Source organism: Streptomyces sp. NPDC051569 (assembly GCF_044454085.1).
Classification (GTDB): Bacteria; Actinomycetota; Actinomycetes; order Streptomycetales; family Streptomycetaceae; genus Streptomyces.
Genome location: NZ_JBITDJ010000002.1, coordinates 72,527 through 94,510 on the forward strand (window position 1 = coordinate 72,527; position 21,984 = coordinate 94,510).

General features: G+C 71.6%; 15 protein-coding genes. 11 read left to right on the forward strand and 4 right to left on the reverse strand.

Annotated elements, in window-relative coordinates:
- Positions 1–337: 337 nt before the first annotated feature.
- The 4 genes from ACIBAE_RS03315 (at position 338) to ACIBAE_RS03330 (ending at position 7,494) form a co-directional block, all read left to right on the forward strand.
- Complete coding sequence (locus tag ACIBAE_RS03315) at positions 338–1,942, forward strand: protein kinase (protein WP_399282555.1); 1,605 nt, start codon at positions 338–340, stop codon at positions 1,940–1,942.
- 16 nt (positions 1,943–1,958) lie between these two features.
- Positions 1,959–3,776: a serine/threonine-protein kinase gene (locus ACIBAE_RS03320; protein WP_399282074.1), complete on the forward strand. Its 1,818-nt coding sequence runs from the start codon at positions 1,959–1,961 to the stop codon at positions 3,774–3,776.
- Between the two features lie 165 nt (positions 3,777–3,941).
- Positions 3,942–5,567 (forward strand): succinic semialdehyde dehydrogenase, encoded by a 1,626-nt coding sequence (locus ACIBAE_RS03325; protein ID WP_399282075.1) that lies wholly within the window; start codon positions 3,942–3,944, stop codon positions 5,565–5,567.
- Positions 5,568–5,685: 118 nt separating this feature from the next.
- The gene (locus ACIBAE_RS03330) at positions 5,686–7,494 is read left to right on the forward strand and encodes a GMC oxidoreductase (RefSeq protein ID WP_399282556.1); all 1,809 of its coding nucleotides are present in this window, start codon (positions 5,686–5,688) and stop codon (positions 7,492–7,494) included.
- 178 nt (positions 7,495–7,672) lie between these two features.
- On the opposite strand, the gene ACIBAE_RS03335 is transcribed toward ACIBAE_RS03330, so the two are convergent.
- Positions 7,673–8,710 (reverse strand): LAETG motif-containing sortase-dependent surface protein, encoded by a 1,038-nt coding sequence (locus ACIBAE_RS03335; RefSeq protein ID WP_399282076.1) that lies wholly within the window; start codon positions 8,708–8,710, stop codon positions 7,673–7,675.
- Positions 8,711–9,015: 305 nt separating this feature from the next.
- On the opposite strand from ACIBAE_RS03335, the gene ACIBAE_RS03340 reads away from it, so the two are divergent.
- Positions 9,016–12,765, forward strand: a complete 3,750-nt coding sequence (locus ACIBAE_RS03340; protein WP_399282077.1) for a S8 family serine peptidase — start codon at positions 9,016–9,018, stop codon at positions 12,763–12,765.
- 492 nt (positions 12,766–13,257) lie between these two features.
- On the opposite strand, the gene ACIBAE_RS03345 is transcribed toward ACIBAE_RS03340, so the two are convergent.
- Positions 13,258–13,608, reverse strand: coding sequence for a chorismate mutase (locus ACIBAE_RS03345; RefSeq protein WP_399282078.1), 351 nt, complete (start codon positions 13,606–13,608; stop codon positions 13,258–13,260).
- 311 nt (positions 13,609–13,919) lie between these two features.
- On the opposite strand from ACIBAE_RS03345, the gene guaA reads away from it, so the two are divergent.
- From guaA to ACIBAE_RS03370, 5 genes are all read left to right on the forward strand, one after another.
- Positions 13,920–15,506, forward strand: coding sequence for a glutamine-hydrolyzing GMP synthase (gene guaA / locus ACIBAE_RS03350; RefSeq protein ID WP_399282079.1), 1,587 nt, complete (start codon positions 13,920–13,922; stop codon positions 15,504–15,506).
- 134 nt (positions 15,507–15,640) lie between these two features.
- Positions 15,641–16,255, forward strand: a complete 615-nt coding sequence (locus ACIBAE_RS03355) for a Uma2 family endonuclease (protein WP_399282080.1) — start codon at positions 15,641–15,643, stop codon at positions 16,253–16,255.
- Positions 16,256–16,340: 85 nt separating this feature from the next.
- Complete coding sequence (locus tag ACIBAE_RS03360; protein WP_399282081.1) at positions 16,341–16,754, forward strand: nitroreductase/quinone reductase family protein; 414 nt, start codon at positions 16,341–16,343, stop codon at positions 16,752–16,754.
- Positions 16,755–17,017: 263 nt separating this feature from the next.
- Positions 17,018–18,283 carry a hypothetical protein gene (locus tag ACIBAE_RS03365; RefSeq protein WP_399282082.1) on the forward strand — a complete coding sequence of 422 codons (1,266 nt, stop codon included), beginning with the start codon at positions 17,018–17,020 and terminating at the stop codon, positions 18,281–18,283.
- A gap of 177 nt (positions 18,284–18,460) precedes the next feature.
- The gene (locus tag ACIBAE_RS03370) at positions 18,461–18,988 is read left to right on the forward strand and encodes a DoxX family protein (RefSeq protein WP_399282083.1); all 528 of its coding nucleotides are present in this window, start codon (positions 18,461–18,463) and stop codon (positions 18,986–18,988) included.
- On the opposite strand, the gene ACIBAE_RS03375 is transcribed toward ACIBAE_RS03370, so the two are convergent.
- On the reverse strand, positions 18,895–19,158 hold the full coding sequence (locus tag ACIBAE_RS03375; protein WP_399282084.1) for a hypothetical protein: 264 nt from the start codon (positions 19,156–19,158) through the stop codon (positions 18,895–18,897). The genes ACIBAE_RS03370 and ACIBAE_RS03375 overlap by 94 nt on opposite strands.
- A complete protein-coding gene (locus ACIBAE_RS03380; protein WP_399282085.1) occupies positions 19,145–20,494 on the reverse strand; it encodes a PspC domain-containing protein in 1,350 nt (449 codons plus the stop codon). Before ACIBAE_RS03380 ends, ACIBAE_RS03375 begins: the two co-directional genes overlap by 14 nt.
- Positions 20,495–20,671: 177 nt before the next feature.
- Between ACIBAE_RS03380 and ACIBAE_RS03385 the strand changes: the two genes are divergently transcribed.
- Positions 20,672–21,970 carry a PspC domain-containing protein gene (locus tag ACIBAE_RS03385; RefSeq protein WP_399282086.1) on the forward strand — a complete coding sequence of 433 codons (1,299 nt, stop codon included), beginning with the start codon at positions 20,672–20,674 and terminating at the stop codon, positions 21,968–21,970.
- Positions 21,971–21,984 lie beyond the last annotated feature (14 nt).

Sequence of the window (21,984 nt, forward strand, 5' to 3'; positions counted from 1 at the left end):
GACCCGGACGGGCGCGGCACGGCGGACCCGGACGGGGCGCGCGCCGTCGCGGCCGTCACGGAGGTGCGACGACGCCTGTCACGGGCCGTGCCGACAAGCGTCACAGTGCGGTTTCCGTCCGCCCGTTGAGGTTCCGTGTCCGCGGGGCCCCTCCGTAACCTGGCATTTCAAGGAACGGGGCGGGGGAGACGTGGACCATTCACCGGGAACCAGCACGGGCACGGAGACAGGCGCGGGGACGCGTACGGGCACGGGGACGCGTACGGGCAGGGACGCGGGCACGGGACTGACGCTCGCCGGGCGGTACCGGCTGGGCGAGGCCATCGGCAGCGGCGGCATGGGCAAGGTATGGCGCGCGCACGACGGAGTGCTCAACCGGACCGTCGCCGTGAAGGAGTTGACCGCAGGGCGTTACGTCTCCGAGGCGGACCGGGCCGTACTGCACCAGCGGACCCAGAAGGAGGCCCGCGCCGCCGCGCGGATCACCCACCCGGGAGTCGTCACGGTCCATGACGTCCTGGACCACGACGGCCGCCCGTGGATCGTCATGCAGTACGTCGACGGCCGCTCGCTCGCCGACGCGGTCAAGGAGTCCGGCCGGATCGACTTCAGCGAGGCCGCCAGGATCGGCCTTCAGGTCCTCGGCGCGCTGCGCGCCGCGCACGCGGCCGGAGTGCTGCACCGTGACGTGAAGCCCGGCAATGTCCTCCTCGCGCGCGACGGTGGCGTACTGCTCACCGATTTCGGCATCGCGGCGATCGAGGGCGACTCGACCATCACCAGGACGGGTGAACTCGTCGGTTCCATCGACTATCTGGCGCCCGAGCGCGTACGCGGGGCCGATCCCGGCCCCGCGTCCGACCTCTGGTCGCTGGGGACGACGCTCCACACGGCGGTGCAGGGGACCTCGCCGTTCAGCCGGACGTCGGCGCTGTCCACCATGCAGGCCGTGGTCACGGAGGAGCCGCCGTACCCCGACCGGGCCGGGCCGCTGGCGCCCGTGATCGCCGCGCTGCTGCGCAAGGATCCGGACCGCCGGCCGGGCATGGTGGAGACGGAGCGGATGCTGCGTGAGGTGGTGGACGGGTACGGGGCTACCCGGACGGTGATACCGGCACCGCTCCCCGTGGCCGTGCCGCTCCCCGTGGCCGTGCCGCTCACCGCCGCCGTGCCGCTTCCCGCCTCCGTGCCGCCTACCGCCTCCGCGCCGCTTCCCGCCTCCGCGCCGTTCCCCGGTGTCGCCGCGCCGGATCCCTCGGCCGTCGATCACGGTTCCCCGACACGGCCCGTCCGGCGGGCGCGTTGGCGTACGGCGGTCCTGGCCGTCGTCATCGCGGCGGTTCTCGGCGGCGGCGCGGGCTTCGCCGCCCTGAAGTTCGCGGATGGCGGTACCGGCGACGGGGACTCGGCGGTGGACCGGTCCGACGGGGCCGGTCAGGCGGGCCAGGCCGGTCACTCCGGTCAGGGTGACCCGTCCGCATCGGAGGGGTGGCAACACGTTCAGGCGCCGGAGGGTTTCCGTCTCGACGTGCCTGACGGCTGGACTCGCCAGATGGACGGCGACCAGATCGACTACACGCCGGACAACGGCCGTCATCTCATACGGATCAGCCTCGACGTGCCCGACTTCGAGAATCCCTACACGCACATGCTGGACATGGAGGAGGGACTGCGGCGGCTCCCCCGATACGAACGGGTGAAGCTGAGGCCGAACACCTTCCGCGATCAGACACAGTCGGCGCTCTGGGAGTTCACTTGGACGGAGGAGAAGGGCCACACCGGAAACCGGCACGCCATCGACCAAATCTACTACTCGGACGACGAGAGTATGGAGTACGCGATCTACATGTCCGGCCCCGAGGAGGACTGGGCGACGACGCGTCGGCAGTTCGACGCCGTACTGCGCAGCTGGCAGCCGCCGCCGGGCGAAGCCGGGCGGTGAACGGAAGGGGACGGTATTGCCCGACGACCGACAGCCCGACGACCCTCAGCCCGCAGACAGGCACTCCCCGGACAGGCACTCCCCGGACAGGCACTCCTCCGACAGTCGGCTGATCGCCGGACGCTACCGCCTGGGAGCCAGGCTGGGGCGCGGCGGCATGGGCACCGTATGGGTGGCCCACGACGAACTCCTCGGCCGCCGGGTCGCCGTCAAGGAACTGCACGCCGCGCCGGGCGGTGAGGGAGCGGGCGGGCGCACCGGCACCGGTGATTCCGGCGCGCGCCACGGCGCCGCGACACTGCGGGAGGCCCAGGCGGTCGCCCGTGTGAAGCACCCGCACGTGGTGGTCGTCCATGACGTGGTCGAGGAGGACGGCCGCCCGTACATCGTCATGGAACTGGTCGAGGGGGGTTCGCTCGCCGACCGGATCGCGGCCCGGGGCCCCCTCGAACCGGCCGAGGCGGTACGGATCGCCCTCGCGCTGCTCGGCGCGCTGCGCGCCGCGCATGGGCTCGGGGTCCTGCACCGCGATCTCAAGCCCGCCAATGTCCTCCTGGAGGAGGGCACCGGACGGGTCGTCCTGACGGACTTCGGGATCGCGCGCCTCGTCGGCAGCACGACGATCACGGACCCCGGGGCGTTCGTCGGTTCGCCCGAATACACGGCGCCCGAGCGGGTCCTGGACAGCGAGCGGGCCGGTCCCGCGTCGGACCTCTGGTCGCTCGGCGCGCTGCTCTGCGCGATGCTGACCGGTGAATCGCCCTTCCACCGCGAGTCGTTGGCCGGGGTGCTGCACGCGGTGGTGGAGGCCGAGATCAGGCCGCCGGCTATCGCGGAATCACTGCTTCCGGTCGTCCGGGGCCTGCTGGAGCGGGACCCGGCGCGCAGGCTCGACGCGGGGCAGGCGGAACGGCTGCTCCGCGCGTACGGCTCCGAGGGCGCCACCTCACAGCACCCGGCGGCGACCCCGGGCGGGCGGCGGACAGGCCGGGGCTCCGGCGCCGGGCCGCGTATCCGCGTCGGGCCGCGCATCCGCATCGGCTCGGGTATCCGCGTCAGTGGTTCCGGCACTGGCGTGGGCGTGGGCACCTCCGGCTCCGGCGTCGGCGCAGGCAGCGGCGGTGGCGGTGGAGTGGGGCCCGTTCCCGCCCGCCGCCGCACCGCTCTCGTCGCGGGCGCGCTGGTGGCGGTGGTGGCCGGGGCCGGAGCCGTCTCCCTCAGCCTGTTCCCGGACGGCGGTGAGGGCCGTGGCGGCCACGGCGGCAGTTCCGCGCCACCTGTTCCGGCCGGTCCAGGGCAGTCGTCAGGGCCGACGACGGTCGGAACACCGGTGTCGGCCCTGCCCGCCGGGGAAGCTCCCGGGCCGGCCCCCGCGGGCTACCGCGCCGTCAACGACCCGATGGGCTTCACCCTCGCGGTCCCCGAGGGTTTCACCCGCTCCCACGACGACGAGCGGGTCTACTACGTGTCGGCCGACCGGGCGTTCAGGGTCGGGATCCGCATCCAGGAACCGATCCCCGGCGGCCCGACCGCCGCCATGCGCCTCTCGGACGCCGAGGGTGCCGACACGAACCCCGGTTACCGCGACGGCAGCGTCACACCGACCACGCACAACGGATTCTCCGCCGCACTCTGGGAGTTCACCTGGAACGGTTTCACCCGCGCCGAGGGCGCGCGCCACACCTTCGACCTCTGCTGGGACGAGAACGGGCGGATGTACGACGTCTGGGTCTCGTCCCCGGTGGACCGGCTGGACGAGTCGCGGGGACAGTTCGACACCGCGCTCGACTCCTTCGTACCGCTGCCGACCCCCGCGCGTCCGTCCGTGCGCTGATCCCCCGCCGCCGATCCCGTCGCCGATCCCGTTGCCGGCCCCGCCCACCGGTCCTGCCCCCGGCTCCGCCCGTGACCCCCGCGCCCGTGACCCCTGCCCGCCACCCCGCGAAAAGGTGTTACCGACGGGTACCCAAAGCTCGGGACGCGTCCTACGCTCGGTTTCATGACGGACTCGCAGGGACCGGCAGCCGTGCCGGGCATCCCCGGCACGAACCCCGTGGCCGCCGCGCCGCCCGGCGCCCGCACCGCGGCCGATGTGGTCACCCCCGAGGTGATCGCCCAGCTCACCCGTGGTGTGATCGGCTCCGGCCGGACCGCGAACCACACGCCCCTCACCGGGGAGAGGCTGGCGGACCTGCCCGAGGCCACGCCCGAGGAGGTCGCGACCGCCTTCGACCGGGCCCGCGCGGCCCAGCCCGGCTGGGCCGCCGTCCCCGTGCGGCGGCGGGCCGCCGTGCTGCTCCGCTTCCACGATCTCGTACTCGAACGCCAGGCCGAGGTGCTCGACCTGATCCAGCTGGAGACCGGCAAGGCCAGGCTGCACGCGCACGAAGAGGTCCAGGCCGTGGCCGTCGCCGCGCGTCACTACGGGCGCACGGCACCGTCGTACCTCAAGCCGAAACGCCACACCGGCGCCCTTCCGGTCCTCACCAGGGTCACCGAGCTGCGCCGGCCGCGCGGGGTCGTCGGCCAGATCGCCCCCTGGAACTACCCCTTCGAGCTGTCCGCGGGCGACGCCCTGCCCGCGTTCGTCTCCGGCAACGCCGTCGTGATGAAGCCCGACACCGGGACCGCGCTCACCGCGCTCTGGGCCCGCGACCTGCTGATCGAGGCCGGACTGCCGCCCGAGGTCTTCCAGGTGGTGCTGGGCGAGGGTCCGGTCGTCGGGCCCGAGCTGGTCAAACACGCCGATTACGTCTCCTTCACCGGCTCGACCCGCACCGGCCGCGAGGTGGCCCGGGGCGCGGCGGACCGGCTCGTCGGGGTCTCCCTCGAACTGGGCGGCAAGAACGCCATGCTCGTCCTGCGGGACGCGGATGTGGAGAAGGCCGCGGCGGGCGCCGTGCGCGCCTGTTTCTCCTCGGCGGGCCAGCTCTGCGTCTCCATCGAGCGGCTGTACGTCCACGAGTCGGTCGCCGACGCCTTCGTCGAGCGGTTCACGGCCCGTACGAAGGCCATGCGGCTCGGCAACTCCCTCACGTACGGCGCCGACATGGGCTCGCTCGTCGGCGAGCGGCAGCTGAGGACCGTCGTCAGCCATGTCGAGGAAGCCGTCGCCAAGGGCGCCACGGTCGTCGCGGGCGGTGTCGCGCGCCCCGACATCGGCCCGTACTTCTACGAACCGACCATCCTCGACGGCGTCGAGGCGCCGATGGCCGTCTGTACGGAGGAGACCTTCGGCCCGGTCGTCTCGCTCTACCGGTTCAGCGACGAGGACGAGGTGATCGACCGTGCCAACGGCACACCGTACGGCCTCAACGCGAGCGTCTGGACGAAGGACGCCCGGCGCGGCCGCGCGGTGGCGGACCGGCTGCGGACCGGCACGGTCAACATCAACGAGGGCTACGCGGCGGCGTACGGCAGCGCGCGGTCGCCGATGGGCGGCATGAAGCAGTCCGGTCTCGGCCGGCGGCACGGCTCCGAGGGCATTCTCAGATACACCGAGGCCCAGACGGTGGCGGAGCAGCGGATTCTGCCGCTGGCGCCGGTGTTCGGGATGGACGAGGAGACGTACGCGGCCGTCATGAGCCGTGGCCTGCGGGTCATGAAGGCTCTGCGGCTGCGGTAGATCACCGGACGGCCGCGGCACACGACGAGGAGGGCCGGTGTCGGAGGACAGCGCTGACGACCACGAAGACGACTACCACCGCGACCACGACCACGACCACGACCGCGACTACGACGTGATCGTGGTCGGCTCCGGCTTCGGCGGCGCGGTCTCCGCTCTGCGGCTGGCCGAGAAGGGGTATCGCGTCGGTGTCCTGGAAGCGGGCCGCCGTTTCACCCGCGAGACCCTCCCCAGGAATTCCTGGGACCTCAGGAACTACCTCTGGGCCCCCGCCCTCGGCCTCTACGGCATCCAGCGTGTCCACCTGCTCGGCCATGTCATGGTGCTGGCCGGTGCCGGGGTCGGCGGCGGCTCGCTCAACTACGCGAACACGCTGTACGTACCGCCCGCCGCGTTCTTCGACGATCCCCAGTGGGCGTCGATCACCGACTGGGAGCAGGAGCTGAAGCCGTACTACGACCAGGCGCGGCGCATGCTCGGCGTACGGCTCAACCCGACGATGACCCCCTCGGACGTCCACCTCAAGGCGGCGGCCGAGGCGATGGGTGTCGGTGACAGCTTCCATCTCGCGCCCGTCGGGGTCTTCTTCGGGGACGGCGAGGACGCCGACGGCCGGGCGAAGGGCGGGCCGGGGACGGAAGTGGCCGACCCGTACTTCGGCGGGGCGGGACCGTCGCGCAACGCCTGCACGGAATGCGGCGAGTGCATGACCGGCTGTCGGCACGGCGCGAAGAACACCCTGAACGAGAACTACCTCCACCTCGCCGAGCGGGCGGGCGCCGTCATCCACCCGATGACCTCGGTGATCGCGATAACCGAGAGCACCGGCACCGGCACCGGCACCGGCAACGGCACGGGCAACGGGGATGGCTACCGCGTCACCACCGTGCCGACCGGCGCACGCCGCAAGGGCGCGCGGGCCCGGCGCCAGGTGATGCGCGCCCGGCATGTGGTCATCGCGGCGGGGACGTACGGTACGCAGACGCTGCTGCACACGATGAAGGACCAGGGGCTGCTGCCGCGTCTCTCCGCGCGGCTGGGCGAGCTGACCCGTACCAACTCCGAGGCGCTGGTGGGCGCGCAGACCGACGACCGCCGCTACCGCGCGCGGCACGGCGCCGCGAAGGCCGACTTCACCCGGGGCGTCGCCATCACGTCCTCGATCCACCCCGACAGCACCACCCATGTCGAGCCGGTGCGCTACGGCAGGGGATCCAACGCGATGGGCGTGCTGTCGATCCTCCAAGTGCCGCGGAGTGAGCGGCGGATACGGGCCTGGCTCGGGAACGCCGTCAGGCATCCGGCGCTCCTGTTCCGTTCGCTCTCCAACCGCCGCTGGTCGGAGCGGACCATCATCGGCCTGGTCATGCAGTCCCGCGACAACTCCCTGACGACCTACCGCAAGCCGGGCGGGGTCGGAAAGGGCCTGCTCACCGCCCGCCAGGGACATGGCGCCCCCAACCCGAAGCAGATCCCCGAGGCGACGCGGGCCGCGACCCTGATCGCCGAGGAGATCAACGGCTTCGCGGGCAGCAATGTCGGCGAACTGTTGGGCACCCCCCTGACCGCGCACTTCCTGGGCGGCTGTCCGATCGGCGCGTCGGCGGAGGAGGGGGTGATCGACCCGTACCACCGGCTGTACGGCTACCCGGGCATATCGGTCGTCGACGGGTCGGCGGTCTCCGCGAACCCGGGCGTGAACCCCTCCCTGACGATCACGGCCCAGGCCGAGCGGGCGATGTCCTTCTGGCCGAACAAGGGCGACCCCGACCCCCGCCCCCAGCAGCCCACGGAAAGGGAAGCGGCCACGGAGTACGTACGTCTCGCCCCGGTCGGGCCGAGGTCCCCGGCGGTCCCCGCCGGGGCGTTCGGGGCGCTCAAGCTGCCGCTGCTGGACATACCGAAGGTGCCGCCGAAGCGGTCCTAGCGCCGCTTTCGGTACGCGTCAGGCCCTGCCCTCTCAGCCGTGCCTCTCGGAGGACGCGAGAGCGCGCACAGGAAGACACGCGAGAGAACGCAAAAGAGGCGCTGCGCCCCCCTCCGAGTGCAGCGCCTCTTCCGGTCTTCAGTGCCGTTCCCGGCAAGAGCGGTGTGCGGTAAGCGGGTTACGCGGCGGCGTCACTCCGGCGGCGCTTCATCGCGAACATCACGCCGGCACCGGCGACGATGGCGATGCCGCCGACCGAGCCGATGACGGGCAGCATCGAGGAGGAGCCGGTCTCGGCGAGGTGGCCCTCCGGCTTGATCTCCGTGTTGCCGACGGGCTTGGCCGGGATCGGCTTGCCACCCTCCTGCGGCTTGGCCTCGTTGGGCTTGCCCGGGTTCTGGCCGGCGGCGAGGATCTTGAACTCGTACGACTGGGGTTCGCCGGCGAAGACGCAGGCGCCCTTGTCATCGGCGTAGAGGCCGAAGCTGACGGCGTAACCGAGGCCGGCCGGAGCGGACTTCGCGATGCTCAGGCGCATGTTGACGGAGAACGACTCCTTCGCCCTGACATCGGTGTAGCCGATGTAACCGGCGCCCTCGTCGCTCTCGTCGAGAGAGATGTTGGTCCACGTGCCGGACGCGGGGTCCTTGTACTGGAGCGTCAGGTGCTTGGTGTTCTCGTTCCAGGTGTCCGTGTCGATCTGGGCGGCGAAGACCGCGAGGTCGACGCGCTGGTAGTTCGTCTTGCCCTTGTTCGAGACGTTGAGCTTGAACGAGTGGAAGCCGCTGCCCGCGACGATCCGGTCCGGCAGGCCGCTGAGGCTGGTGCGGAGGTTCTCGTCGAACTTCACGTCCTCGTCGAGGCAGTCCGCGGGACCGTTGCTCGGGCTCGGGCTCGGGCTGGTGCTCGGGCTCGGGCTCGTGCTCGGCTGACCCGGATTCGAGGGCTCGGCCGGCGTGGACGGGTCGGCCGGGGTCGAAGGGTCGGCCGGGGAGGACGGGTCGGCCGGGGCCGAAGGGCTGCTGGCCCCGTCGGTGGGCGACGCGGTGTCCGAGGGCTCGGCGGCCGGCGTCGAGCCCTCGGGGGCGGGGGCTTCGGTCGTGGTCGTGGGACTCGGCTCGGTGCCGGTCGCGAAGGCGGCCGGAGCCGCGAAGAAGGCGGCAGGGGCTATGACGGCGGTCGCGGCGGCGACGGCCATAGCGCGGCGGAGCTTCATGAAGACCTCAAAGATGTACGGCGTACCGGCGGCGGGCGCCGGCGCGGAGTTTTCTGGGGCCCTCCGGAGTGGAGTCACGGGTGAGGCCTTTGATTTCGCATGCAAGACCCGTGGCCCGTGGGAATAGTTGCGCTTAATTTCACAAAACATTTACGTGACCTGGGTCACATCGTGACGTGATCGTGCCGGTCTCGTCGCGGCGCATCTGGGACATGTCGCAAACGCGCCACCGGACATGGCTTGAAATAGCCGTGATTGCTGAGCAATCTTCCACCACCCCCCGAAACAACTCCTGAGGACATTCCTTGCCGCTCTTCTCCATGCGCAGACCGGGGCTGATAGCCCTCGGTACCGCCGTGGCCGTACTGACCGCCACCCCGTCAGTTCCGGCCGTAGCGGGCCCGGCGCCGGCCGGCCCGGCCTCAACTCCCGCCGCCACCCGTGGTGCCGACAGGTCCACCCCGCGCACCGTCACCCTCATCACCGGCGACAAGGTCACCGTCGTCGCGGGCACGTTCTCGGTGCGGGGATCCAACGGGGGGAACGTCGGAGCGCGAATCGCCACCGTTGGCTCGGACACCTACGTCTACCCGGACGCGGCCATGCCGTACATCGCCGCGGGTCTGCTCGACGACAACCTCTTCAACGTCACCCGGCTGCTGGCGTACGGATATGACGACGCGCACAGCGACCGGCTGCCGCTGATCGTCACGTACACCGACGCCGCGACCAGCGCGCGGAAGCCGGCCGCCCCGGCCGGCGCCGCCAAGGTCCGCGCGCTGTCGAGCATCCAGGGTGCGGCGCTGACCGCCGACCACGGCCGCGCGGCGGACTTCTGGTCGTCACTCACCAAGGGCGCCGTCATCGCGGGCAACGGCACGGTCGCCGCCGGAGGAGCGTCGCGCACCGCCGGAGCGGGATCGGCCCTCGGCGGCGGTATCGCCAAGGTGTGGCTGGACGGCAAGGTCAAGGCCGCCATGGCCGACACCACCGCGCAGATCGGCGCCCCGGCCGTATGGAAGAAGGGGAACACCGGCGTCGGCGTCGCCGTGGCCGTCCTGGACACCGGCGTCGACGCCGCGCACCCGGACCTGGCAGGCCAGATCTCCTCCGCCACCAGCTTCGTGCCCGGCGAGCCCGTGACGGACCGTCATGGCCACGGCACGCACGTCGCCTCCACCATCGCCGGTACCGGCGCCGCCTCCGACGGTGCGGAGCGGGGCGTCGCCCCCGGCGCCTCCCTGCGGATCGGCAAGGTCCTCTCCGACGAGGGCGAGGGCCAGGACTCCTGGATCCTGGCCGGCATGGAGTGGGCGGCCCGCGACCAGCACGCCAAGGTCATCAGCATGAGCCTCGGCGGCGCTCCCAGCGACGGCACGGACCCGCTGAGCCTCGGTGTCAACGCCCTCAGCGCCGAGACCGGCGCGCTCTTCGCGATCGCGGCCGGCAACGCGGGCCCCGACATGATGTCCGTGGGCGCCCCCGGCTCCGCGGACGCCGCGCTCACGGTCGGCGCCGTGGACACCTCCGACCGCATCGCGGTGTTCTCCAGCCGTGGACCGCGCGTGGGCGACCACGGCCTCAAGCCGGAGATCACCGCCCCCGGCGTCGACGTCAAGGCGGCCCGCTCGCAGTACTCGGCCGAGGGTTCGGGCCCGTACCTGACGATGAGCGGTACCTCCATGGCCACCCCGCACGTCGCCGGTGTGGCCGCGCTGCTCTCCGCCACGCACCCGGACTGGACGGGGCAGCAGCTGAAGGACGCCCTGCTCAGCAGCAGCAAGCCCACCCCGCAGTACAGCCCCTACTGGGCCGGCAGCGGCCGGGTGAACGCCCTGGCCGCCGTCGAGGACACCCTCTTCGCGACCGGCACGGCCTTCTCCTCCGCCAAGTGGCCTTACAGCAAGGGCCAGCTGGCCGAGAAGCCGGTCACGTACACCAACACCGGTGACACCCCGGTCACGCTCGACCTGGCGGTCAACGCGCCCGGCGTGCCGGAAGGGGTGTTCACGCTTTCCACGAAGCAGATCACCGTTCCCGCCCGCTCGACCGCGACCGTGCGGGTCACCACCGACCTGGCCGCCGTGCCCGACGAGGGGGCCTTCGCCGGTCACGTCAACGCGACCGGCCCCGACGGTGGGCTGCGCGCCCACACCCTGGTCGGCGTCAACAAGGAGGGGGAGCGCGCCAGCTTCTCCGTCCGCACCAAGGACAGGGCGGGCAAGCCGCTGGCCGGCACCCTGGTCGTCAAGGACATCCTGCGCGACAGCCCGCCACAGGCGTACGAGGTCACCTCGTCCGGCAGCCTCAAGCTGAGCATCAAGCCCAGCACGTACGACATCCGGCTGTACGCCGAGGTGCGCGGTGCGCACGGTGCGCACACGCTCGGCATGGCCGTGTTCGCGGCCCCCGAGACCGTCGTGGGAACCGGCTCCTCGCTGACCCTGGACGGCACCAAGCTGCGTCAGGTCGAAGCCGTCACCCCGCAGGCGACCAGCGTCGCCGGCAGCCGGGTCGACTACTTCCGGTCCTACGCGGACCGCTACCCGTACGACGAGAGCCAGCTCGTCGACTCGCGGTACGACAGCATCTGGACACAGCCCACCAAGAAGGTCACCAAGGGCTCCTTCACCATGTCGGTCCGCTGGCGCCGGGTGCAGCCTCCGCTGACGGTCCGCGCCGGGGCCCTCCCCCTGAACGACCTGCTCGTCCAGACCGCGTCGAAGTCGCTGCCCACCGGCACGCAGAAGCTGACCGGCGTCTTCGCCGGTGAGGGCAAGCCGGCCGACCTCACGAAGGCCAAGGTGCGCGGCAAGGTCGCCGTCGTACGGGCGAACAAGGCGATCACCCCGCTGAAGCAGGCCGACGCCGCCGTCAAGGCGGGCGCGAAGCTGCTGCTCATCGTGAACAACGGCTACGGGCGTATGGACGCCTGGGCGACCGCCGAGGGCGCGACTCCGCCGCTTCCGGTGGCCTCCCTGCCCGCGGACCACGGCAATCTCCTGATCTCCCGGATCCGTGGCGGCTCGACCCGGCTGGACATCACGTCCCACCGCACCCCGGACTACCTGTACGACCTGGTGCGTCACTTCCAGGGTGCCGTTCCGACGAACCTGGTCTACAAGCCCGGCGTCAAGGACCTGGCGAAGGTCGACACGTCCTTCCGTCACCACCGCAAGGGCCAAGCCATGCAGGGGCGTTACGACATCGCCCCCGGCCGTACCTGGGCGATGGACGCACGTCCGGTCGAGGTCCCGGCCCAGGGCCGGATGACCGAATGGGTCACCGCGGGCAAGGACGTCCGGTGGATCGAAATGGGCTTCACCATCGGTATCACCGAGGCCAGTACACCGGTGACGTACGCGGCCCGCACCACCACCAAGGTGAACTGGTTCGCACCTGTCCAGCGCCCCCGCATGTTCAAGACCGACTTCACCTCGCCCCCGGTGCGCACCATGGACGAGCTGTTCACCTTCAACCTCCCGGCCTGGGGTGACTCCGGAAAGCACTGGGGCCTCTCCTTCGACCAGGGGGCCACTCAGCTCGCCTCGGTGTACCAGGGGAAGACCCTGCTCGCTTCGTCGACCGACGGAAACCTGTACGCGCCGCTGCCGCAGGGCAAGCTGCCCTACCGCCTCGTGATGGAGGCAGCCCGCCCGGCGGCCGTCTCCCCGTACTCGTCGAAGACCCGCACCGAGTGGGGATTCACCTCGTCGACGACCAAGGCCGAGCAGCTCCTGCCGCTCATCCAGCTCGACTACGGCATCAGCACCGACCTGGCGGGCAAGGCGGCTCGCAACGCCGACCTGACGGTCTCCGCCGTCTACCCGTCGGGCGGACCGCGTTCGGACACCATCCGTACGGCCACCGTGGAGGTCTCGTACAACGACGGCAAGACGTGGAGCAAGGCGTCGACCAAGCACACGGGAAGCTCCTGGAAGACCCGTCTGAAGGCTCCGGCCAAGGTCAGCTACGTGACACTGCGGGTCACCGCCCGTGACACACAGGGCAACAGCGTCGTCCAGACCATCAACCGCGCGTTCGGTCTGCGCTGATGCCGCGCACATCCCGAATGACATATTCGGGATGACACATCCGGCCCGGCCTGCACGCGCCGGCGGAGAGTGAACCGGGGCGGACCGGGGCTTCCTCAGCCCCGGTCCGCCCCGTCGTCATGTCCGGTGAAGCGCACTGCGGGGTGGAGCGCGGAAAGGCCGGCCGGTACCGGGCGTCCCCGGTACCGGCCGCCCCCTGTGTGACCGGGCTGCTGTCCCCTGCCGACCGGTCACCGGCGCCGGGGCGAGGTCCCACGGCGTACCACCTGCGGTACGTCGCACGCCCCGGCGGAGCCGCACGGGTGATGTGCTGGTCCCTCTGCGCGCCCGTACGGCCCAACGAAGGGCCCTGGGGGCGGTCACGCGCCGGACGGGGGAGAGCGGGTGCCGAACTCAGATACGGCCCCGCCCTCGTGTGCGCGGGTCCCGGAGAGGGCCCCGGCAGAGCTCCGGCGGGTCTCAGACACGGCCCCGGCTCAGCTCCGGCGGGTCTCAGACACGGCCCCGGCACAGCTCCAGCAGCGTCATCGCGAGTGCCGTGCCGGGCTTGCCGAGCGCGTCGCGGTAGTGGCCGAGGATCTCCATCTCGCGCGAGAGATTGACGCGGCGGCCCCCGGAGGCGACCCGGGCTTCCTGGATGGCGGCCGAGACGGCCATCCGTTCCTGGACGAGAGCGATGATGCGGTCGTCGAGCGAGTCGATACGTTCACGGGCGCCGCCGATGAGGGAGGCGGCATCCTCGGTACGGGCGCCGGTCTTCTCCGGGTTGGTGTTCTCCGGGCCGGTCGTGGCGGTCGTGGCGGCCGTGGTGGTCGAGTCCGTGGTGACAGTCGTGACGGGCATGGTGGGATTCCTTCTCGGGGAGCGGAACCCCGGACCCGTACGGCCCCGAACGCGACAGACGCCCCGGGCCTGGTCGGTCCGGGGCGCCTGGGGAAGTCGCTTGTCAGTTCAAGCAGCACGACCATGGCAGCCGGACGGGCCGGTGCCATAGGTAAAGACTTAGGTCAGCTGCGTGCGCATGGGCTCAGTATGGACCTGCCGCGCTGACCGGGACCAGAGCGGGTTCGGATGGTGAGACGAAAAGCGGTCCGCCGCCCCCCGTAGAATCGACTCAACCAGCCCCACCATTTCACCGCCGGAAGGCCGCCCCAGTGCCAGCAGCACCCCCCGCCGCCGCCCCCGACGTCGTTCTCGTCGTCGACTTCGGCGCGCAGTACGCCCAGCTCATCGCCCGCCGTGTCCGCGAGGCCCGGGTCTACAGCGAGATCGTTCCGTCCACGATGCCCGTGGCCGAGATGCTGGCCAGGAATCCCAAGGCGATCGTCCTCTCCGGCGGGCCGTCCTCCGTGTACGCGGAGAACGCCCCGACCGTCGACCGCGCGCTCTTCGAGGCCGGTGTCCCCGTCTTCGGCATGTGCTACGGCTTCCAGCTGATGGCGAAGACCCTCGGTGGCACCGTCGACAACACGGGGGCACGTGAGTACGGCCGTACGCCCCTGCACGTCTCCAAGACCGGCTCCACCCTCTTCGAGGGCACCCCGGCCGAGCAGTCCGTCTGGATGTCGCACGGCGACGCCTGCTCCGCCGCTCCGGCCGGCTTCACCGTCACCGCGTCCACGGACGTCGTGCCGGTCGCCGCGTTCGAGAACGACGAGAAGAAGCTGTACGGCGTCCAGCACCACCCCGAGGTGATGCACTCGACGTACGGCCAGCAGGTCCTGGAGCACTTCCTCTACCGGGGCGCGGGCATCGAGCCGACCTGGACCACCACCAACGTGGTGGACGAGCAGGTCGCCCTCATCCGCGAGCAGGTCGGCACCAAGCGCGCCATCTGCGGCCTGTCCGGCGGGGTGGACTCGGCGGTCGCGGCGGCCCTCGTGCAGAAGGCCATCGGATCGCAGCTGACCTGCGTGTACGTCGACCACGGCCTGATGCGCAAGGGCGAGACCGAGCAGGTCGAGAAGGACTTCGTCGCCGCCACGGGCGTCCAGCTCAAGGTCGTCGAGGCCGAGGAGCGCTTCCTGACCGCGCTGGCCGGGGTCTCCGACCCCGAGCAGAAGCGGAAGATCATCGGCCGCGAGTTCATCCGGGTCTTCGAGCAGGCCCAGGCGGAGATCGTCGCCGAGGCGGGCGCGGAGGGCGAGGACGTCGCGTTCCTGGTCCAGGGCACGCTCTACCCGGACGTCGTCGAGTCCGGCGGCGGCACCGGCACCGCCAACATCAAGTCGCACCACAACGTCGGCGGGCTCCCGGACGACATCGAGTTCCAGCTCATCGAGCCGCTGCGCAAGCTGTTCAAGGACGAGGTCCGGATGGTGGGCCAGGAGCTCGGCCTGCCGGACGAGATCGTCCAGCGCCAGCCGTTCCCCGGCCCCGGCCTCGGCATCCGTATCGTCGGCGACGTCACCAAGGAGCGCCTCGACCTCCTCCGCGAGGCCGACGCGATCGCCCGCGAGGAGCTGACGGCGGCCGGTCTCGACCGCGAGATCTGGCAGTGCCCGGTGGTCCTCCTCGCCGACGTACGGTCCGTGGGCGTGCAGGGCGACGGCCGCACCTACGGCCACCCGATCGTGCTGCGGCCCGTCTCGTCCGAGGACGCGATGACGGCGGACTGGACGCGGATGCCGTACGAGGTCCTCGCGAAGATCTCCACCCGCATCACGAACGAGGTGGCGGACGTGAACCGCGTGGTCCTCGACGTGACGAGCAAGCCCCCGGGCACGATCGAGTGGGAGTAACCCTCCCCGGATCCGCCCCAGTGGGCCCTTCAGGTCAATGCCGACGCCGTCGCTCATTCGTTTGGGTGGCGGCGTCGCCGTATCCCCTGGGTACGCTGCTGGTGGACGCGAGACTCCGTCGTATGGGAGCAATCATGAGCGCCGCACCTGAGCACGGGCTGGAACCGCGGTACCAGTGGCCGATCCCGCCCGCCGGGGGCTGGACCGCGGACGACCTCGACCGGATCCCGGGCCTCCCGCCTCACACGGAGTTGATTGACGGGAGTCTCGTTTTCATGAGTCCGCAGACTCGATTCCATATGCGAACCATGCGTCTGTTGGAGCACACCTTGCTCGATCAGGCCCCGGACGAGCTGGATGTCGATCGCGAGATGACGGTCAAGATCGACCGCAGGAATCGCCCCGAACCCGACATTCTGGTATTCCGAGCGGAGGGGGACACCGGCCCCCGGCAGACCTGGCACAAGCCGGAGGACATCGTTCTGGCCATCGAAGTGGTCTCGGACGACTCCGTCGAACGCGACCGCGAGGTCAAGCCCCGTAAGTACGCGGCCGCGGGTGTGCGCCATTACTGGAGGGTCGAGAAGGAACACGATCTTCCCGTCGTCCACAGCTTCGAGCTCGACCCCGCCACGGGCGCGTACGGCTCGACCGGCATCCACCGCGAGCGGTTGGAGCTGAAGGAACCGTTCCCCGTCGACATCGATCTGACGGCGATCAACCGGCGGCGGCCCGAGCGGCGTGACTGACGGGAGCGCCCCGGAGCGCCCCGGAACGGGCGGAGGGAACGCTGTCCGTTTGCGGACTGTTCGTTCCTGGCGCGACCATGAACAGATGAGCGACAACGACCAGATCATTGATGAGTTCCGCACCCACGGCGGGGTCGTCGGCGGCCCCTTCGAGGGCAAGCATCTGCTTCTGTTGCACACGGTCGGGCGGCGTACCGGCGCCGAGCGGATCAATCCGCTGGTGTACGCGACCGACAGCGGCAGCCTCGTCGTCTGCGGCTCCAACGGCGGCGCGGAGAAGGACCCGCAGTGGGTCTCCAACGTCGACGCCATGTCGGAAGTGACGATCGAGATCGGCGAGCGCACCCTCCGGGCCACGCCCACGGTGGTGTCGGCCCCCGAGGAGGACTGGAAGCGGCTCCACGACGTGTGGGGGGCCTACTGGCCGCCCCTGTCGTCCTACGAAACCAAGACGGACCGCAGGTTCCCCCTGATCCTGCTCGACCCGGTCGTCGCGTAACTCGCGCGTCATTCCCCGGCGTGCTCGGCCGGAGAGAATCGTCCCGGGCACCGGCTGGGGCGGCGCTGGGATCCGCGCGTCAAACAGCGCTGGGGCCCGCGCGTCGACGGCGCTGGGGCCCGCGCGTCAACACCGTGACGATGTCGTCACCCGCTCCGGCCCGTCAGACAGCCCTCAGCCCCCGCTTCGTACGGCAGAATTCCCCTTCTGTGTAGGGAAGTTCACTGGGTTCGGGGTTCGGGGCGGGGAAGGCGGCGTTCGGCGTGGCGGTGCAAGAGGCACGACAGGGACTGCACGGCGGGGGCTGCACGTGCGGTGACTGCCCGCACGGAGCGCGCGAGGGGCACCGGCGGGCGGTGGCCGCGTTCCTGGTGAAGCGGGACGAACTGGCCGCGGGGCAGGGGCTGCCCGCCGCCGTCGCGCATTCGGCGGGGGCTTCCCGGCAGTGGGTGTCCGACGAACTCACCCAGTCCGCCCGCACCGTCGCCGATCGCAGCCGCGAGGCGGGCGAGGCGTGGCTGCACGCCGTCTGGCGGCACACGCTGTTCGTGGTGTGGGGCGGCGTCGTACTGCTCGCGCTGGCGGAGACCGCGACCGCGATCGGGGCCGGCTGGACGGGCGCGCGTACGGCCGGGCTGGTCGCCGCGTTCGTCGTCGCCGGGGTGCTGACCGCCGCCGCGCGGCTGCACCGGGCGCGCGGCGGGCTCCTCGCGCCGCTGATCGGTGAGGACAACCGGCTGTCGACCTCACGGACCGTCGCCTCCGCGTGGGTGCTGCTCGTCGTCTTCTCCGTGCTCGTCCTCGCCCTGCAGCTCGCGGGAGCTTCCGGGCACGGCCGGCGCGACACCTTGATCGCGGGGCTCGATCTGGCCCGGGGCGCGGGCATGGTGACGGTGCTCGCCGTGGTGTGCGCGATCGCCGTGGTCGTACGGAGTGTGGTGTCCGTACGGGTGCTGTCCCAGCGGCTGCAGAAGGTACGGGCCGAGCGCCCCCGGCTGGCCGATCTGCTCTGCGACGACGGCGGGCGCGGCAGCTTCACCGATGTGCAGTACGCCGTGGTGAACTCCGTCGCGCTCGTCTTCTCCGTCGTGCGGCTCGCCCGGCGGCCCGAGCAACTGCCCGATCTGCCCTGGGCGCTCGCGCTGCTGGTCGCCGTCTCCGCCGCCACCTACTTCGCCGGGAAGTACGCGGAGGGCGGCCGGCCCGTCGTCCTGTCGGTGGTGCGGGCCCGGGAGGCGGGGGACCTGGACGCCCCCATCCGTACCGGTGACGACATCGAGATCCGGGGTGCCGGTTTCGTACCGCCGGGTGCGGGCACGCCTGACCGGCTGGCCCGGATGGTCGTCCGGATCGGTCCTGTCCACGTCCATGTCCCGCTGGTGCCCGTCCCGGGCGGGTTCGCCAACCCCTCCGACACCGCCCTCACCGTGCCGGTGCCGGTGGATGTGGAGCCGGGAACGGTCGAGGTGCAGGTCGTGACGGCGGCCGGGGTGGAGACCAACCGCGTGACGGTCGAGGTCATGGACTGAGTGCCTTGAGTGCCCTGACCCCCTGACTCCCCGAATCGACCCCCTGACCCCCGGATCCCCTGAATGCCGGATCCCCCGTGTGCCTGAGCGCCGGACGCGTCGTGTACGTATGCATGCGTGAGGCACGCGGGGGCCCTCCCCGTGGCGGCGGCGTGGACAGGGAAGGGCGTACCGGCGATGACACAGGAATACCGGACAGACACCTACGAGCAGCCGGGCGCGCCCGGTCTCGCGGTGAGCGGACTGCGGGAGAACGCCGCACGCTACGCGCTGATCCCGCTCAGGATCTTCCTCGGTGTCACCTTCGTCTACGCGGGGCTCGACAAGCTGACGGACAGCGGCTTCTTCGCGGCGGCCGGCAGCGGGTCGATCGGCGAGATGATGCGCGCGGTCCGGGACAGTTCGGCCATCCCCGCACTCGTCGACCTGGCGCTCAAGAACCCGGCCGGGTTCGGCTACGCCATCGCCTTCGGCGAGCTGGCCGTGGGTCTGGCCACGCTGGTCGGAATGCTCGCCCGGCTCGCCGCGTTCGGCGGCGCCCTCATCTCGCTGAGCCTGTGGCTGACGGTGAGCTGGCAGAGCAATCCGTACTACTACGGCAACGACCTCGCCTACTTGATGGCCTGGCTGCCGCTCGTGCTCGCCGGCGCCCCGATGTTCTCCCTGGACGCCATGCGGGCCTCCCGGCGACGGCGTACGCGGTAGTGCGTGAAGGTGACGACGGCGGCCAGACAGAGACCACCGAGGACGACCGGGAAGACCGTGAACCAGGGCGTGCGCCAGGTGCCCGCCGCGTCACCGGTGTACGCGACGGCCGCGCCCAGCACCGCCAGGCCCGCGACCAGCCGGCCGGGCCGGATGTCATGACGCAGCACGGCTGACCTCCACCTGGCCGAGGCCGACTTCGAGCCGCAGCTCCAGCGTGCCCGCCGGTGCGGCGCCCGCGCGCGGAGACAGCGTGCGCTGCCGCGACGTGTCCGGGGATATGTCCACGTCGTTCGGTGGCTCCCCGGGGAGCCGGATGTCCCCGAGCCCGGCTGTGGCGCGCACCCTGACCGTCACCCCGTCCGGGACGAGGACCCTGAGCTTGCCGGCGCCGACCTCGGCGGAGGTACGCACGCTCTGCCCCTGCGGGACGGTGACGCCCCGCAGATCGAGGGTGCCGACGCCGGATCCCAGTTCGTAGTGGGACCGCACGGCGGAGGCCGACGCCGGTATCCAGTGCCGGCGGCCCCACTCCGTGGTGATGTTCTTCGGAACGGCGGAGGCCGCCGCGAGCAGCCCCGCCGTGATCACCGTCAGGAAGATCGTGCCGACGCCGGTACGGCCCAGGAACGCGCTCGCCGCGAGGCCGAGCCCGAAGACCGCGAGCGCGCAGGCCAGGCCGATCTGCAGGCTCGTGCCGAAGGGCTGGCTGTGCCAGCTCAGGCCCGAGCCGAGACCGGCGGCCAGCAGGGCGAGCATGAAGACCGTGCCGCCGATGCCGCGTGGCCCCCCCGAGCAGGGGGCGGTCCGCGCCGGAACGGCCACCGCGTCCTGCGGTGACGGCGGCCGCGCGTCGGCGACGGCGGCCGGGGGACCCCACAGGTAGACCCCGGCGACCAGGCCCGTCGTGCCGTCCTTGACGATCGGGTCCCGCCACCAGGAAGGGCCCCCGGGCGTCGGGGGCGCCGTGGTCTCCGGGGGCGCCTCCGCGACGGCCTGCGCTGTCGCCGGGTCGAACGGGCCGTCCGGTCCCAGCGCCGCCAGTCGGCGCCGCTGGGACCAGACGGCCGCGCCCGCGACCGCGATCGAGAGCATCGCGGCGAAGCCGAGCGTCCCGTCGTTGCCCAGCATGGACAGGAACAGCCCGCAGCCGATGAGCGCGAGCAGCACGGCGATGAGTGACGTGCCCTCGACCCGGCCCGACAGCAGCCGGCGCGCCTCGTTCTCCTCCTCGCCCTCGACGGGGATCAGCAGCCAGGCGAAGCCGTAGAAGATCAGGCCGATACCGCCGGTCACACTGAGCACACCGATGACGATCCGGAATATCACCGGATCGACGTCGCAGTACCGCCCCAGCCCGCCGCACACACCGGCGAAGACCTTCTGGCGCGGGCCGCGCCGCAGCTGCGCGGCCGACGAGACATGCGAGGTCGCGGACGGGCCCGGCGCGGTGCCGGGCCGGGCGGAGGCCGACGCGGTGGGCGGCGGAGTCGACGGCGGGGTCATCCCTCCATGGTGACGGCGTGGCCGCCTCCGCTCCAGCCTCGCCGACCCTGGCCGCACCCTGATATTCACCCTGAGTGACCCCCGGGTCCGGTCCGGAGTTCTCAGGGTCCGGTCAGGGTCGGATCAGGGGCCCGACCCTGATGTCCCGGCCCGTCCCGCCGTGTGACCATCGATGGCATGCCCGCAGCCCCGTCCCGTACCGCCGCGCCCTCCTCCCGTGCCACCGCGCCGGAGGAGCTGCCGCCGCGCAAGCTGTACCGCAGCGCGGACGGCAGGATGCTCGGCGGTGTGGCGCGCGGACTGGCCGGGCATCTGGGGCTGCCGGTCGTCTGGGTACGGCTGGTCTTCCTCGGGCTGTTCTTCGCCCAGGGCCTCGGCGCGCTGCTCTACGCGGTCTTCTGGTTCGTCGTCCCGCTCGGCGTCGGCGGTACGGCGGCCGAACCGCGCTCCGTCTTCGAGACCAGCCCGGATGGCCGGCGCCGGCTCCGCAAGCCGGACAAGGGCCAGGTCTTCGCGCTGATCGCGTTGCTGATCGGCGCGGGCGTCTTCATCGGCAATGTCAACCTGGGGCGCAGCCACGCCGACCGCTACATCTGGCCGATGCTGCTGATCGGCGCGGGCGTCGTCCTGGTCTGGCGGCAGGCGGACAACGCGCGCCGCGCCCGCTGGACCGACGTCGGCGGGCGCCGGGGGGTGTTGCGACTGGCCCGCGCCTTCGCCGGGGTCGCGCTGGTCTGCCTCGGCCTGGCCGTCTTCATGGTGGTCCGGGGCGCGGCGGCCCAGCTCGGGAACGTCCTGACCGGTGCGATCGCCGTCGTGGCCGGAGTCGCGCTGCTCGCCGGACCCTGGCTCGTACGGATGACGCAGGACCTCTCGGAGGAACGCCGGATGCGCATCCGCGCGCAGGAGCGCGCCGAGGTCGCCGCGCATGTCCACGACTCCGTCCTGCACACCCTCACGCTCATCCAGCGCGCCGCCGACGACGGCGGCGAGGTGCGCCGCCTCGCCCGCGCCCAGGAGCGGGAGTTGCGGGCCTGGATCTACAGACCGGAGGGGACGGGCAAGGACGAGGAGGACGAGCCCGCCACCCTCGCCGAGGCGGTGAAGCGGACGGCGGCGGAGGTCGAGGACTATCACGGGGTGCCCATCGAGGTCGTGGTCGTCGGCGACTGCCCGCTCGACGACAGGCTGACCGCGCAGACGCAGGCCGCGCGCGAAGCCATGGTCAATGCCGCCAAGTACGGTGGCGACGGCGGTGCGGTGCAGGTCTACGCGGAGGTGGAGGACCGTACGGTCTTCGTCTCCGTGCGGGACCGGGGGCCGGGATTCGACCTGGACGCGGTGCCCGCCGACCGGATGGGCGTCCGGGAGTCGATCATCGGCCGGATGCGCCGCAACGGCGGGACGGCGCGGCTGCGCCGGGTGCCGGACGGCGGCACCGAGGTCGAGCTGGAGATGGAACGGGCCGCCGAATGAGGATCCCTGACCGT